Annotated in this window: 13 protein-coding genes and 1 pseudogene; 10 read left to right on the top strand and 4 right to left on the bottom strand. The window is 72.7% G+C overall.

Annotation, left to right across the window (positions count from 1 at the left end; all coding sequences use genetic code 11):
- The first annotated feature begins 41 nt into the window (after positions 1–41).
- The 4 genes from ACIG3E_RS35865 to ACIG3E_RS35850 all read left to right on the top strand — a co-directional run bounded on the left by ACIG3E_RS35865 (position 42) and on the right by ACIG3E_RS35850 (position 3744).
- Positions 42–845 carry an aminoglycoside N(3)-acetyltransferase gene (locus ACIG3E_RS35865; RefSeq protein ID WP_399624327.1) on the top strand — a complete coding sequence of 268 codons (804 nt, stop codon included), beginning with the start codon at positions 42–44 and terminating at the stop codon, positions 843–845.
- A 69-nt stretch (positions 846–914) separates the two neighbouring features.
- Entirely contained in the window at positions 915–1841 is a 927-nt protein-coding gene (locus tag ACIG3E_RS35860) for an ABC transporter ATP-binding protein (RefSeq protein ID WP_399624325.1), read from the top strand.
- Positions 1842–1921: 80 nt separating this feature from the next.
- On the top strand, positions 1922–2638 hold the full coding sequence (locus ACIG3E_RS35855) for an ABC transporter permease (RefSeq protein ID WP_399624581.1): 717 nt from the start codon (positions 1922–1924) through the stop codon (positions 2636–2638).
- An 86-nt stretch (positions 2639–2724) separates the two neighbouring features.
- On the top strand, positions 2725–3744 hold the full coding sequence (locus ACIG3E_RS35850) for a heme A synthase (protein ID WP_399624580.1): 1020 nt from the start codon (positions 2725–2727) through the stop codon (positions 3742–3744).
- Positions 3745–3790: 46 nt separating this feature from the next.
- Here the strand turns inward: ACIG3E_RS35850 and ACIG3E_RS35845 are convergent, their stop codons facing one another.
- Both ACIG3E_RS35845 and ACIG3E_RS35840 read right to left on the bottom strand, forming a co-directional pair.
- Complete coding sequence (locus ACIG3E_RS35845) at positions 3791–4879, bottom strand: amidohydrolase family protein (RefSeq protein ID WP_399624322.1); 1089 nt, start codon at positions 4877–4879, stop codon at positions 3791–3793.
- Between the two features lie 100 nt (positions 4880–4979).
- Positions 4980–5372 carry a hypothetical protein gene (locus tag ACIG3E_RS35840; RefSeq protein ID WP_399624320.1) on the bottom strand — a complete coding sequence of 131 codons (393 nt, stop codon included), beginning with the start codon at positions 5370–5372 and terminating at the stop codon, positions 4980–4982.
- Between the two features lie 124 nt (positions 5373–5496).
- Between ACIG3E_RS35840 and ACIG3E_RS35835 the strand changes: the two genes are divergently transcribed.
- Positions 5497–6825, top strand: a complete 1329-nt coding sequence (locus ACIG3E_RS35835) for an AMP-binding protein (RefSeq protein WP_399624318.1) — start codon at positions 5497–5499, stop codon at positions 6823–6825.
- A 72-nt stretch (positions 6826–6897) separates the two neighbouring features.
- Here the strand turns inward: ACIG3E_RS35835 and ACIG3E_RS35830 are convergent, their stop codons facing one another.
- Entirely contained in the window at positions 6898–7851 is a 954-nt protein-coding gene (locus ACIG3E_RS35830) for a heme o synthase (RefSeq protein WP_399624316.1), read from the bottom strand.
- Positions 7852–8231: 380 nt separating this feature from the next.
- Here ACIG3E_RS35830 and tkt point away from each other — a divergent pair, with 380 nt between their 5' ends.
- From tkt to pgl, 5 genes are read left to right on the top strand one after another with little or no spacing between them, the layout of a single operon-like run.
- Positions 8232–10325 carry a transketolase gene (tkt, locus tag ACIG3E_RS35825; RefSeq protein ID WP_399624314.1) on the top strand — a complete coding sequence of 698 codons (2094 nt, stop codon included), beginning with the start codon at positions 8232–8234 and terminating at the stop codon, positions 10323–10325.
- 33 nt (positions 10326–10358) lie between these two features.
- Positions 10359–11477, top strand: coding sequence for a transaldolase (tal, locus tag ACIG3E_RS35820; protein WP_399624312.1), 1119 nt, complete (start codon positions 10359–10361; stop codon positions 11475–11477).
- 4 nt (positions 11478–11481) lie between these two features.
- A complete protein-coding gene (gene zwf, locus ACIG3E_RS35815) occupies positions 11482–13014 on the top strand; it encodes a glucose-6-phosphate dehydrogenase (RefSeq protein WP_138959078.1) in 1533 nt (510 codons plus the stop codon).
- Positions 13011–14087: a glucose-6-phosphate dehydrogenase assembly protein OpcA gene (gene opcA / locus ACIG3E_RS35810; RefSeq protein WP_399624309.1), complete on the top strand. Its 1077-nt coding sequence runs from the start codon at positions 13011–13013 to the stop codon at positions 14085–14087. The genes zwf and opcA overlap by 4 nt, the downstream gene beginning before the upstream one ends.
- Positions 14084–14884, top strand: a complete 801-nt coding sequence (pgl, locus tag ACIG3E_RS35805) for a 6-phosphogluconolactonase (protein ID WP_399624307.1) — start codon at positions 14084–14086, stop codon at positions 14882–14884. The genes opcA and pgl overlap by 4 nt, the downstream gene beginning before the upstream one ends.
- Before the next feature lie 94 nt (positions 14885–14978).
- On the opposite strand, the pseudogene ACIG3E_RS35800 reads toward pgl, so the two are convergent.
- Positions 14979–15200 (bottom strand): annotated as a pseudogene (locus ACIG3E_RS35800) (glucose-6-phosphate isomerase); the annotation flags it as partial.

Genomic DNA, 15200 nt, shown 5'->3' with positions numbered 1-15200 from the left:
TCAGTGGCGTCGGCGAAAGCTTTCCACAACACTTCTTGAGCATGTCGACACCCCCTGTGACCGGCCCTTTGTGCACGCGCGCCACGCTCGCCGACGAGCTGCGCGCGCTCGGCGTGCGGCGCGGCGACACGCTCTTCACGCACACCTCGCTCAGCTCGCTCGGCTGGGTCTGCGGGGGCGCCGAAACAGTCGTCCACGCCCTCCTCGACGCCCTCGGCGACGAAGGCACCCTGGTGGTGCCCACCCACTCCTCGGACAACTCCGACCCGGCCGAGTGGCAGCACCCGCCCGTGCCCGAGGAGTGGTGGCCCGTGATCCGCGCCTCCATGCCCGCGTACGACCCGCGCACCGCCCGCGTCCGCGGCGTCGGCATCGTCCCCGAGACCGTGCGCACCTGGCCCGGCGCCGTCCGCAGCGCCCACCCGCAGACCTCCTTCGCGGCCGTCGGGGCCCGCGCGAAGGAGCTGATGGCCGAGCACGCCCTCGACTGCCGCCTCGGCGAGCGCAGCCCGCTGGCCGCCCTGGAGGCGGCGGGCGCGCGCGTCCTGCTCCTGGGCGCGGGCTTCGACACCTGCACGGCCTTCCACCTGGCCGAGTACCGCCTGCCCGCACCCGAGGTGGAGAACTCCTTCGCGGTCATGACGGACGAGGGCCGCCGCTGGCTCACCGTGCGCGAGCCCGCCATCTCCGAAGAGCGCTTCGCCGAGCTGGGCGCCGCCTTCGAGAAGGAGCGCCCGGTGACACGCGGCCTGGTCGGCGCCGCCACGGCCCGCCTCTTCCCGCTGCCCGACGCCGTCGCCTACGCGCAAGGATGGCTGGCCGAGCACCGGCCGTACACCGCCTGACCCGGCCGCGCACGGGGCCGGGTCAGCCCCCTGCCCACGGCCCCCGCGCCCCTCTCTAGACTTCCCGTCATGGGAAATGAGTCCGTCGTCCAGGTCCACGGCCTGGTCAAGCGGTACGGGGCGAAGACCGCGGTGGACGGCCTCGACCTGGACGTCCGCGCAGGCACCGTGACCGCCGTGCTCGGCCCGAACGGCGCCGGGAAGACCACCACCATCGAGACCTGCGAGGGCTACCGCGTCCCCGACGCCGGGACCGTCCGCGTCCTCGGCCTCGACCCGGTCACCGAGGCCGCCCGGCTGCGCCCGCGCATCGGCGTGATGCTCCAGTCCGGCGGCGTCTACTCCGGCGCCCGCGCCGACGAGATGCTGCGGCACGTCGCCGCGCTGCACGCCCACCCGCTCGACGTGGACGCCCTCATCGCCCGCCTCGGCCTGGAGTCCTGCGGCCGCACCGGCTACCGCCGCCTCTCCGGCGGCCAGCAGCAGCGGCTCGCCCTCGCCCTCGCCGTCGTCGGCCGCCCCGAGCTCGTCTTCCTCGACGAGCCCACCGCCGGACTCGACCCGCAGGCCCGCCGCGCCACCTGGGACCTCGTCCGCGACCTGCGCCGCGACGGCGTCTCCGTGATCCTCACGACCCACTACATGGACGAGGCCGAGGAACTCGCCGACGACGTCGCCATCATCGACGCCGGCAAGGTCATCGCCCAGGGCAGCCCTGAGGAGCTGTGCCGCGGCGGCGCCGAGAACACCCTGCGCTTCACCGGCCGCCCCGGCCTCGACGTCGGCTCGCTCCTCAAGGCCCTGCCGCCCGACTCCGCCGCCGCCGAACTCACCCCCGGCGCGTACCGCGTGAGCGGCACCGTCGACCCCCAGCTGCTCGCCACCGTCACCTCCTGGTGCGCGCAGCACGGCGTCATGCCGGACCGGATCTCCGTAGAACGGCACACCCTGGAGGACGTCTTCTTGGAGCTCACGGGTAAGGAGCTGCGGTCGTGACAAGCGCCCCCGACACCACTGCCACCGCCGGTACGCCGGGGACGTACGCCCCCAGGCCGGGCGCGGCCCCCCTGTCCCGGATGATCCGCGCGCAGGCGGTCCTGGAGACGAAGATGCTGCTGCGCAACGGCGAACAGCTGCTGCTCACCATCGTCATCCCCACCCTGCTGCTCGTCCTCTTCAGCGCCGTCGACGTCGTCGACACCGGCGACGGGAAGCCCGTGGACTTCCTCGCCCCGGGCGTCCTCGCGCTCGCCGTCCTGTCCACGGCGTTCACCGGACAGGCCATCGCCACCGGCTTCGAGCGGCGCTACGGCGTGCTCAAGCGGCTCGGCGCCTCGCCGCTGCCGCGCTGGGGCCTGATGACCGCGAAGACCCTGTCGGTCCTGGTCACCGAGGTGCTCCAGATCGCGCTCCTCACCGTCATCGCCTTCGCGCTCGGCTGGTCGCCGCACGGCAACCCGCTGGCCGTCCTGCTGCTCCTCGTTCTCGGTACGGCGGCCTTCTCCGGGCTCGGCCTGCTGATGGCGGGCACGCTCAGGGCCGAGGCGACGCTGGCCGCCGCGAACCTCGTGTTCCTGCTGCTCCTCGTCGGCGGCGGCGTCATCGTGCCGCTCGACCGGTTCCCCGGAGCCGTCGAGTCCGCGCTCGCCCTGCTGCCCATCTCGGCCCTCTCGGACGGCCTGCGCGACGTGCTCCAGGACGGCGCCGCGATGCCGTGGGGCGACCTCGGGATCCTCGCGGTGTGGGCGGTCCTCGGGCTCGGCGCGGCGGCCCGCTTCTTCCGCTGGGAGTAGCCCACGAGCCCCACAGGGCGTAACCGGCATCACAGTTGGAGCGGATACGTCCCCCTCGTGAAGCCGTGCACAAGCGGCCCCCTACGATGGGGGCCGTGCCCAAAGTGACCCGAGCCGAAGCCGCCCAGTTCGCGCGCAACCCGCTCGCCTTCATCGCCGAGCGCTGGACCCCGACCCCACGGACGGTCCAGCGCGCGGCCCTCGCCGCCCTCGTGATGACGGTCGTCATCGTGGTCACCGGCGGCGCCGTACGCCTGACGGGATCGGGCCTCGGCTGCCCGACCTGGCCCAAGTGCACCGACGACTCGCTCACCGCGACCAGCGAGATGGGCTTCCACGGCGTCGTCGAGTTCGGCAACCGCATGCTGACGTACGCCCTGTGCGCGGTCGTCGGGTTCGCGATCATCGCGGCCCGCTCGCAGAAGCCGTGGCGGCGCAGCCTGACCCGGTACGGCTGGGCGCAGTTCTGGATCGTCATGGGCAACGCCGTCCTCGGCGGCATCGTCGTGCTCGTCGGCCTCAACCCGTACACGGTCGCGGCGCACTTCCTGCTCTCCACCGCCCTGATCGCGGTCGCCGCGGCGACCTGGCAGCGCACCCGTGAGGGCGACGCCCCCACGCGCCCGCTGGTCGGCAAGGCCGTCGCGCAGCTCGTCTGGGTCCTGACCGGGGTGACGGTCCTCCTGATCGCGGTCGGCACGGTCGTGACGGGCGCGGGCCCGCACGCGGGCGACTCCAGCGACGTGCCCCGCATGAAGGTGGACGCGATCGGCCTGGACTGGGAGTCCGTCACCAAGCTGCACGCCGTCCTGGCGTGGATCGTGGTCACGCTGGCCTTCGCCCTGTGGTTCGTCCTCAAGGCCGTCGACGCCCCGGCGGGGCCGCTGGCCCGCACCCGCGACCTGTTCCTGGTGCTGCTCGCGCAGGGCGCGATCGGCTACGTCCAGTACTTCACGGACCTGCCGGAGGTCCTGGTCGCGGCCCACATGCTGGGCTCGTGCCTGGTGTGGATCGCGGTGCTGCGGGTGCTGCTCTCGCTGCGCGAGCGGCCCGTGGCGGCGCCCGAGGTCCCGGCGCAGGCCGACGCGGAGCTGTCCGCGGTCTGAGCGCCGCGCCCGCTCCCTGCCGACGCCCCGCCCCTGTGGCGGGGCGTCACTCGTCCGTGAGGCCGTAGACCCGGCGCGCGTTGTCCGCCGCGATCATGGCCGCCACCCGCTGCGCGTCCGCGAGCGACCACGCGCCGTCGGCCACCCAGGTGCCGAGCACCCGGCTGAGCGCCTCGCGGAACAGGGTCGCCCCCACCACGTGCAGCTCGGGCAGGCCGTGGGCGCCGCTGGAGAACAGCAGCTTGCCGAAGGGGGCCAGCTCCAGGATCTCGGCGAGCACGGCCGCCGCGCGGGCCCCGGTGCGCACCAGGGCAGGGCCCAGATCCGCGTACACGTGCGGGAAGACGCCCGCGAGGTGGGCCGCCGCGCGGTGGTGCGGATAGCCGTGCAGCAGCACCAGGTCGGTGCCGAGCCCCGCGGTGGCGCGGGCGAACGCGCCGAAGGACCGCTGGGGGTCGGCGGCGCCGGTGTGCAGCTGGAGCGGCAGGCCGGAGGCCACGGCGATCCACAGCAGGTGCCGCAGCAGCACGGGGTCGGCGAGCTCCCCGCCCACCTGGCGCCCGGCGAGCCAGCGGCCCGCCGCGCCGCGCACCTCGCCGGGGCCCGGCGGCTCGGGCGGCAGCGGCCGGTCCCCGCGCGCCCCCGCGACCGAGGTGAAGGCGACGGCTCCGGCCGCGGCCCCGTGCACGGACTCGGCCAGGTTGGCGAGGAAGGAGTCGACGGTTCCGGAGGTGTCGGCGACCTGCTCGGCGAGCAGTTCGAGGCGCACGATCTCGTGGGCGTCCGCGGCCCCGGTGGTCGCGAGCTCCCCCGGACCTGTGAGGTCCCCGGGCAGGCCGGTGTCGACGAGGTACGTGGTGATGCCGCTGCCGCGCAGCAGGCGCCGCCCGGCCTCCAGGACGCCCAGTTCCCGGCGCCGGGCCAGATAGCGGGCGGGCGGACAGTGCGGTTCGAGCCCGAGGAGCGGCGGGCACCAGCGGCGTACCGCGAAGCCGGTCTGGGTGTCGAAGAAGGTGGTGCCCGGGGCGGGCGGGCCCTCGCCGCGGCCGAGGTGCGCCTCGAACGTGCCGAGCCCGAGCTCCGTGCGCAGGACGCCGTGGCAGTGCTGGTCCACCAGGGACGGCGTTTCGATCATCCTGGCTCCCCTGGGTGGACCGTACTCCTACGGTCCTAACGGGTGACCGTGGCGACAGGTGTTGCTCGCCTTGTCACTCCGTGCCCGCCCCGGGCGTGTCTCATCCGCCCGAGGGGCCACCGATCTGGATGCCCGCCATGCGCGTCCATTCGTACGGACCCGTCCGCACCTTGGCGGCGAAGTCGCCGTCGAAGTCGTCGTGGACGGTGATCCCGGCCTTCTCCACGGCGCTCAGGGCGATCGCGTGGGTCGGCGCGACGAGGTCGCCCCAGCCGCCGTCCGCGCCGACGAGGACGATCCGGGAGCCTCGCTGCCCGATGTACGCGATCTGCCCCTCGGCGCCGCCGTGGGCCCGCGCGAACGTGGTGATCTGCCGGGCCAGCTTGGCGGCCTTGCGGTCGGCGCGCGCGGCCTCCTTGTCGACCGGGGCCGCCGCGGCCGTCTGCTCGCCCTGCTCTGCCGTCCCGGCGGTGCCCTGCTCCGTGTCTGCCATGGCACAGGATGCTACCGACGGGTAGATCGTTCGGCGACGCCCGGGTGGCGTGGTCTCGGCCACGGTCGCCGCGCCCGCGCGCGCGGCCGTTCCCCCTTGCGGCGGGCCGTGGTAGGACGAGGGCATGTCCGGTCTGCTGGTCGGCGAGGTCGTCCGGTCCGCCGCCGGGGCCACCCCGCACCGCCCCGCCGTGGTGTGCGGCGGGCGCGTGCTCACCTTCGCCGCCCTCGACGCGGCCGCCGACCGGGTCGCCGGGCACCTGGCGGCCTGCGGGGTGCGCCGCGGCGACCGCGTGGTGTGGCCGTCGGCCGGGGCTCCCGTCGAGGCGCTCCAGGTGTACGCGGGGGCCGCGCGCGCCGGGGCGGTCCTCGTGCCGCTCGGCCCGGACGCGTGGTCGGCCCGGGTCGTGCGGGCGGCGGCTCCGCGCCTGGTCCTGACGGACGCCGGGCGGGCGGCGGAGGGCACGCGGTTCGCGGCGGCGGCACAGACGCGGCACGCCGTCCTCGGGGCGGGCGTACTCGCGGACTCCATGCGCGCGGACGACGTGCGTGTGAACGAGATACGTGTGAACGACATGCGTGTGGACGCCGTACGCCCGGAAGCCGTACGCCCGGGTGTCGCACTCCCGGACGCCGCGCTGCCGGACGCCACGCTCCCGGGCACCGCACTCCCGGACGCCACGCCTGAGGACGGCGGCGCGCCCGCCCAGCGTGCCGCGTCACCCGACAAGCCCCCGAAGCCCCAGAAGCCCGGCGAGGAACCCGCGGAGAGGGACCCGCACCTGGTGCTCTTCGCCGGGCCCTGCCGCCCGCACGGCGTCGTCCTGTCGCACCGCGCGAGCGTCCTGCGCGCGCACTGCGGCGGTCGGCCCGAGGCGCCGGGCGCCCTGGTGTGCGGCTTCCCCGCGGGGCACTGGGGCGTGTGGACCGCCGTGCTGCGGCAGTGGCAGGCCCGGGGCACCGTCGTGCTGCCGGAGGCGCCGGGGCCCGGGGCGATCTGCGCGGCCGTGCGCGAGCACCGCGCCACGCGTCTGGTGTGCCCGCCCGAGGTGTGGTGGCAGGTCCTGGACACGGCCCCGCACCACCTGGCCACGCTGCGCTGCGCCGACACGGAGACGGCGGCGGGCGCGGCTCCCCCGCGGCTGCTGGAGGCCATCCGCACCGCGACGCCCGCGGCCCGGGTCCGGGCCTTCCTCAGCACGCCCGAGGCGGGGGACGTCGCCGCCCTCGACCACGCCGACGTACGGTCCAGGCCCGGCAGCTGCGGGGTGCCCGCGCCGGGGGTGGCGGTCCGGGTCGCGGGCGGCGAGCTGTGGGTGCGCGGCCCGCTGCTCTTCGAGGGGTACCTCAGGGACAAGGCGGCCACGGACGCGGCGCTGCGGGACGGCTGGTTCCGCACCGGCCGCGCGGCCCGCCTCGACGGGGACGGCCATCTGCACCTCACCGACCGCTGAGCACCGCGCCCGGAACGCGCGGCGGCCCCGCCACCCGGAGGGCGACGGGGCCGAGGAGCCCGAGCGGAGTCGCTAGCGCAGGAAGGGGTCCACCGCGACGGCCACGAACAGCAGCGACACATAGGTGATGGACCAGTGGAACAGGCGCATCTCCTTGAGCTTGGCGCCGGTCTCCTCCGCCTTGGCGCGGTTCTGGAGCGCGTGCGCCTCCCAGAGCCACCAGCCGCCCGTGGCGAGGGCGACGGCCGTGTAGAACCAGCCGGTGTAGCCCAGCGGCTGGAGCAGCAGCGAGACCAGGACCATGACCCAGCTGTAGAGGACGATCTGCCGGGCGACCACCTTGTTGGAGGCGATGACCGGGAGCATCGGCACGCCCACGCGCGCGTAGTCCTCCTTGACCCGCATGGACAGCGGCCAGTAGTGCGGCGGCGTCCAGAAGAACATCACGAGGAAGAGGATGACGGGCGCCCACGACATCGAGTTGGTCACGGACGACCAGCCGATGAGCACCGGCAGACAGCCCGCGATGCCGCCCCAGACGATGTTCTGGGAGGTGCGCCGCTTGAGGATCATCGTGTAGACGACCACGTAGAAGAGCAGCGCGCCGAGGGACAGCCAGGCGGACAGCCAGTTGACGGCGAGGCCGAAGAGCAGCGTGGAGACGACCGCCAGCGTGATGCCGAAGGCCAGGCACTCACGCGGGCTGACCATGCCGGTGACCAGCGGCCGCTGCGACGTGCGCTCCATGAGGGCGTCGATGTCGCGGTCGTACCACATGTTCAGCGCGTTGGCCCCGCCTGCGGACAGGTAGCCGCCGAGGCAGGTGAGGAACACCAGCTTCAGGTCGGGCACGCCCTGCTCGGCGAGGAACATCACCGGAACGGTGGTGATCAGCAGCAGCTCGATGATCCGTGGCTTCGTCAGCGCCACGAACGCCTTGACTCGGGCCCCGAACGGCCGGTGGCTCGGGCTCTGGCTCGTCCCGAGCGTCCCCACTGGACGGGATTCAACGGCCGTCACGCACACCCCTGACAGAGACTCCCAGCAAGCCTCGCGGCGGACCTTCAGACATGAAGATCCGGTAAAGGCTCGCGCGTACCACGCCACTGTAGACGTTGCCCATACCTGGCCCTTCGCGGGGGTGGGTTCGTGTTGAGCGGCCAGACGAGCGGTCTTCGGGGCCAGGCGCGCGAACGGACACCCCGGGCGGAATCGGAACCCAGATGAGCGGTCCCGACTTCACATGGTGAGAGCGCCTTCGCCCGTTCAGGAGGCGGATCGGAGCGGGCCCCGGCAGTCTGGAATGACTCGAAAAAGCGCACGTTCTTACAGGGGTAGGCTCGACAGCGGCCGGTGCGGTTCCTGCCACCGGCATTCGACATTGTGGAGAGGAGCCCTGACCCAGGGTGAGCATCAAGCCGACCACCACAGACCTCGAGTGGACCGATCTGGACCAGCGGGCCGTCGACACCGGCCGGGTCCTGGCCATGGACTCCGTACAGAAGGTCGGCAACGGCCATCCGGGTACGGCCATGAGCCTCGCGCCTGCCGCGTACACCCTTTTCCAGAAGGTGATGCGGCACGACCCGGCGGACGCCGACTGGACCGGCCGGGACCGATTCGTGCTCTCCGCGGGGCACTCCTCGCTGACCTTGTACATCCAGCTCTACCTGGCCGGTTTCGGTCTTGAGCTGGACGATCTGAAGGCGTTCCGCACCTGGGGCTCGAAGACCCCGGGCCACCCGGAGTACGGCCACACGGTCGGCGTCGAGACCACCACGGGGCCGCTCGGCCAGGGTGTCGCGAACGCCGTGGGCATGGCGATGGCCGCGCGCTACGAGCGCGGTCTCTTCGACCCGGAGGCGGCCCCCGGCACCTCCCCGTTCGACCACTTCGTCTACGCCATCGCCGGTGACGGCTGCCTCCAGGAGGGCATCTCCGCCGAGGCGTCGTCGATGGCCGGGCACCAGAAGCTCGGCAATCTGATCCTGCTGTGGGACGACAACCACATCTCGATCGAGGGCGACACGGAGACCGCGGTCTCCGAGGACACCGAGAAGCGCTACGAGGCCTACGGCTGGCACGTCCAGCGCGTGGAGCCGAAGGAGAACGGCGACCTCGACCCGCAGGCGCTGTACGCGGCGATCCAGCGGGCCAAGGCCGTCACGGACAAGCCGTCGTTCATCGCGATGCGCTCGATCATCGCCTGGCCCGCGCCGAACGCGCAGAACACCGAGGCCGCGCACGGCTCGGCGCTCGGCGACGAGGAGGTCGCGGCCACCAAGCGCGTCCTGGGCTTCGACCCCGAGCAGACCTTCGAGGTCGCCGACGAGGTCCTGGCCCACACCCGTCAGGCCCTCGACCGGGGCCGCCAGGCCAAGGCCGAGTGGGAGAAGTCGTTCCAGGAGTGGCGCGGCGCCAACGCCGAGCGCGCCGCCGAGTTCGACCGGATCGCCGCGGGCGAGCTGCCCACCGGCTGGGAGGAGAAGCTCCCGGTCTTCGAGGCGGGCAAGGGCGTCGCGACGCGCGCCGCCTCCGGCAAGGTCCTCCAGGCGCTCGGCGCGGTCATCCCCGAGCTGTGGGGCGGCTCCGCCGACCTCGCGGGGTCGAACAACACCACGATCGACAAGACCTCGTCGTTCCTGCCCGCGGACAACCCGCTGCCGGAGGCGGACCCGTACGGCCGCACGATCCACTACGGCATCCGCGAGCACTCCATGGCCGCGGAGATGAACGGCATCGCGCTGCACGGCAACACCCGCATCTACGGCGGCACCTTCCTGGTGTTCTCCGACTACATGCGCAACGCCGTGCGCCTGTCGGCCCTGATGCACCTGCCGGTGACGTACGTGTGGACGCACGACTCCATCGGCCTCGGTGAGGACGGCCCGACGCACCAGCCGGTCGAGCACCTCGCGACGCTGCGCGCCATCCCGGGTCTGAACGTGGTCCGCCCGGCGGACGCCAACGAGACCGCGATCGCGTGGCGCGAGATCCTCAAGCGCTACACGAAGGAGTTCGGCAAGGGTGCCCCGCACGGCCTCGCGCTGACCCGTCAGGGCGTGCCGACGTACGACCGCGAGGTCACCGAGGGCGCGGCCAAGGGCGGCTACGTGCTGTTCGAGGCCGAGGGCGGCACCCCCCAGGTCGTTCTCATCGGCACCGGCTCCGAGGTGCAGCTCGCCGTCGAGGCGCGCGAGCAGCTCCAGGCGGCGGGCGTTCCCACGCGGGTCGTCTCGATGCCGTCGGTCGAGTGGTTCGAAGAGCAGGACCAGGGGTACCGCGACAGCGTGCTGCCGCCGTCCGTCAAGGCGCGCGTGGCCGTCGAGGCGGGCATCGGTCTCACCTGGCACAAGTACGTCGGTGACGCGGGCCGCATCGTCTCGCTCGAACACTTCGGCGCTTCGGCGGACGGAAAGGTCCTCTTCCGCGAGTTCGGATTCACGGCCGACGCGGTCGCCGCGGCGGCACGGGAATCGATCGCGGCAGCCCAGCGCTGACGCCCTCATACGACCAGTAGGAGATGTAATTCCATGACAGACGCACTCAAGCGCCTCTCTGACGAAGGCGTCGCGATCTGGCTGGACGACCTGTCGCGCAAGCGGATCACGTCCGGCAACCTCGCCGAACTGATCGACCAGCAGCACGTCGTGGGCGTCACGACCAACCCGTCGATCTTCCAGAAGGCCATCTCGTCCGGCGACGGCTACGAGCAGCAGCTCGCCGACCTCGCCGCGCGCAAGGTGACCGTCGAGGAAGCGATCCGCATGATCACGACGGCGGACGTCCGTGACGCCGCCGACATCCTGCGCCCGGTCTTCGACGCCACGGGCGGCCAGGACGGCCGCGTGTCGATCGAGGTCGACCCGCGGCTCGCCCACCACACGGCGCCGACGATCGCCGAGGCCAAGCAGCTGGCGTGGCTGGTGGACCGGCCGAACACGCTGATCAAGATCCCCGCGACCAAGGCGGGCCTCCCGGCGATCACCGAGGTCATCGGCCTCGGCATCAGCGTCAACGTGACGCTGATCTTCTCGCTCGAGCGCTACCGCGAGGTCATGGACGCGTATCTGGCGGGCCTGGAGAAGGCCAAGGAGCGCGGCCTGGACCTGGAGAAGATCCACTCGGTGGCGTCCTTCTTCGTGTCCCGCGTGGACACCGAGATCGACAAGCGCATCGACGCCCTCGGCACCGACGAGGCCAAGGCGCAGCGCGGCAAGGCCGCCCTCGCCAACGCCCGGCTCGCGTACGAGGCGTACGAGGAGGTCTTCTCCTCTGACCGCTGGGTCGCGCTCGACAAGGCGCACGCCAACAAGCAGCGTCCGCTGTGGGCGTCGACGGGCGTGAAGGACAAGGCGTACAAGGACACCCTGTACGTCGACGACCTGGTCGCGCCGGGCACGGTGAACACCATGCCGGAGGCCACGCTCGAGGCCACCGCCGATCACGGCCAGATCACCGGCAACACCATCGCCGGGACGTACGAGCAGGCGCGCGCGGACATCGAGGCCGTCGAGAAGCTCGGGATCTCGTACGACGAGGTCGTGCAGCTCCTGGAGGACGAGGGCGTCGACAAGTTCGAGGCGTCCTGGAACGACCTGCTCAAGTCGACCGAGGCCGAGCTGAAGCGCCTCACCCCCTCGGAGGGCTGACACCTTGACCGCAGTTCATGGAGCCAATCCGCTTCGTGACGCCGCGGACCGACGGCTCCCGCGCATCGCGGGGCCGTCGGGCCTGGTCATCTTCGGCGTGACGGGCGATTTGTCCCGAAAGAAACTCATGCCCGCGGTGTACGACCTGGCCAACCGCGGTCTGCTGCCGCCGGGCTTCTCCCTGATCGGCTTCGCCCGTCGTGAGTGGCAGGACGAGGACTTCGCGCAGGAGGTGCACGACGCGGTCAAGGAGCACGCGCGCACGCCCTTCCGCGAGGAGGTCTGGCAGCAGCTCATCCAGGGCATGCGCTTCGTCCAGGGCAACTTCGACGACGACGACGCCTTCGAGCAGCTCAAGGCCACCATCGAGGACCTGGACAAGAAGCAGGGCACGGGCGGCAACTTCGCCTTCTACCTGTCGGTCCCGCCGAAGTTCTTCCCCCAGGTCGTCCAGCAGCTCAAGAAGCACGGCCTCGCGGACGCGCCCGAGGGCTCGTGGCGCCGGGCCGTCATCGAGAAGCCCTTCGGCCACGACCTGAAGTCGGCCCAGGAGCTGAACGCGATCGTCCACGAGGTGTTCGCCCCGGACCAGGTGTTCCGGATCGACCACTACCTGGGCAAGGAGACCGTCCAGAACATCCTGGCGCTCCGCTTCGCCAACCAGATGTTCGAGCCGATCTGGAACCGGAGTTACGTCGACCACGTGCAGATCACCATGGCCGAGGACATCGGCATCGGCGGCCGCGCGGGCTACTACGACGGCATCGGCGCCGCCCGTGACGTCATCCAGAACCACCTGCTCCAGCTCATGGCCCTGACCGCCATGGAGGAGCCCGCCTCCTTCGACGCGGACGCGCTGGTCGCCGAGAAGGCCAAGGTGCTCGGCGCCGTGCGCCTGCCGAAGGACCTGGGCCGCGACACCGTGCGCGGGCAGTACTCCGCCGGGTGGCAGGGCGGCGAGAAGGCCGTCGGCTACCTCCAGGAAGACGGCATCGACGCGAAGTCGAAGACCGACACGTACGCCGCCGTCAAGCTGTCGGTGGACAACCGCCGCTGGGCGGGCGTGCCGTTCTACCTGCGCACCGGCAAGCGCCTCGGCCGCCGTGTCACGGAGATCGCGGTCGTCTTCCAGCGCGCCCCGCACTCCCCCTTCGACCACACGGCGACGGAGGAGCTCGGCCAGAACGCCATCGTCATCCGCGTCCAGCCGGACGAGGGCATCACGGTCCGCTTCGGCTCCAAGGTGCCCGGCACCTCCATGGAGATCCGGGACGTGTCGATGGACTTCGCGTACGGCGAGTCCTTCACCGAGTCCAGCCCGGAGGCCTACGAACGGCTGATCCTGGACGTCCTGCTCGGCGACGCCAACCTGTTCCCGCGCACGGAGGAGGTCGAGCTGTCCTGGAAGATCCTCGACCCGATCGAGGAGTACTGGGACACCCACGGCAAGCCCGCACAGTACCCGTCCGGTACGTGGGGTCCGGTCGAGGCGGACGAGATGCTCGCACGAGACGGACGGAGCTGGCGCAGGCCATGAAGATCGACCTTACGGACACCACGGCCAGCAAGATCAACAAGGCGCTCGTACAGGGGCGCCGGGCGATCGGCACCCCGGCCGTGGGCATGGTCCTCACCCTCGTCATCGTCACCGACGAGGAGAACGCGTACGACGCCCTGAAGGCCGCGAGCGAGGCCTCGCGCGAGCACCCCTCGCGCACGCTCGTCGTCATCAAGCGCGTCTCGCGTTCGCCCAGGGACCGCACGTCCTCGCGCCTGGACGCCGAGGTCCGCGTCGGCGCCGACGCGGGCACCGGCGAAACGGTGGTCCTGCGGCTCTACGGCGACGTCGTCAACCACGCCCAGTCGGTGGTCCTGCCGCTGCTCCTGCCCGACGCCCCGACCGTCGTGTGGTGGCCGGTGAACGCCCCGATCGACCCCGCCCAGGACCCCCTGGGCGCGCTCGCCCAGCGCCGGGTCACCGACACCTACGCCGCCGAGCAGCCCATCCGGGAGCTGACCGCGCGCGCCGAGGCGTACCACCCCGGCGACACCGACCTGTCCTGGACCCGGATCACGCCGTGGCGCTCCATGCTCGCGGCCGCCCTGGACCAGGTCACCTGCGAGGTCACCGCCGCCGAGGTGGAGGGCGAGGAGTTCAACCCGAGCGTCGAGCTGCTCGCGATGTGGCTCGCCGACCGGCTCTCCGTGCCGGTCAGGCGCAGCCTGTCCACGGGCCCGGGCCTGACCGGCGTGCGCATGGAGACCAACTGCGGCCCGATCGTCCTCGACCGCGCGGACGGCGCGCTCGCCACGCTCTCCATCCAGGGCCAGCCGGACCGCGCGGTGGCGCTCAAGCGCCGCGAGACCTCCGAGCTGATCGCCGAGGAGCTGCGCCGCCTCGACCCGGACGACACGTACGCGTCGGCGCTGAGGTTCGGCGTGGACCGGCTCGACGAGACGGCGCGGTCGACCGTGGCGGCGACGGCCCCGCAGGAGCCGGACGCGTCCGGCTCCGCCCCGGCCGAGCAGGCCCCGGAGGTCCGCGGCCGTGCGTCGAAGAAGGCGGCCTCCGCGAAGAAGGCCCCGGCCAAGAAGGCGGCCGCGAAGTGACCACCGCACCGCAGCTCGTCGTCCACCGCGACAAGGAGCTGATGGCTCAGGCCGCCGCGGCGCGCCTGATCACGAAGATCGTCGACGCGCAGGCGGCCCGTGGCTACGCCTCCGTGGTCCTCACCGGCGGCCGCAACGGCAACGGACTGCTCGCGGCGCTGAGTTCGGCCCCCGCGCGCGACGCCGTGGACTGGTCCCGGCTCGACCTGTGGTGGGGCGACGAGCGCTTCCTGCCGGAGGGCGACCCCGAGCGCAACTACACGCAGGCCCGCGCCGCCCTGCTCGACTCGGTGCCGCTCGACCCGGCGCGGGTGCACCCGATGCCCGCGTCGGACGGTCCGTACGGGGTGGGCGCCGACGCGGACGGCGCGGACGCCGCCGCCGAGGCGTACGCGGCCGAGCTGGCCGCGGCGGCCGGTCCCGAGGACCATGGCCCGGTGCCGACCTTCGACGTCCTCATGCTGGGCGTCGGCCCGGACACCCACGTGGCGTCGCTCTTCCCCGAGCTGCCCGCGGTCCGCGAGACGGAGCGGATGGTGGTCGGCGTGCACGGCGCGCCGAAGCCGCCGCCCACCCGGGTCTCGCTGACGCTGCCCGCGATCCGCTCCGCCCGCGAGGTCTGGCTGCTCGCGGCGGGCGAGGACAAGGCGAAGGCGGCGGCGATCGCCCTGTCCGGGGCGGGCGAGGTCCAGGCCCCCGCGGCGGGCGCCTACGGCCGCTCCCGCACCCTGTGGCTCCTGGACGCGGCGGCGGCCTCCCAGCTGCCCCGGGATCTGTATCCCCCGGCGTCACCCTGACCGCCCGCGCGGTTCGGTACGGGGACGGCGTCGGGCCCCGGTCCACTTGTGGACCGGGGCCCGACGGGCAGGGTGCCGGGCCTGGTCGTCGGGCTCAACGCCCGCGCAGTTCGCGGTACTTCGTGACCAGGGCCTTCGTGGACGCATCGAGGCCGGGGACGTCCGCGCCCTCGGTCAGGGCGGGCTCGACGCGCTTGGCCAGGACCTTGCCCAGCTCCACGCCCCACTGGTCGAAGGAGTCGATGTTCCAGATCGCCCCCTGGACGAACACCTTGTGCTCATACAGCGCGATGAGCTGACCAAGCACCGAGGGCGT

Origin of the sequence: Streptomyces sp. NPDC053474 (assembly GCF_044544845.1) — a bacterium.
Classification (GTDB): Bacteria; Actinomycetota; Actinomycetes; order Streptomycetales; family Streptomycetaceae; genus Streptomyces.
This window is presented reverse-complemented; position numbering and strand designations above follow the sequence as displayed.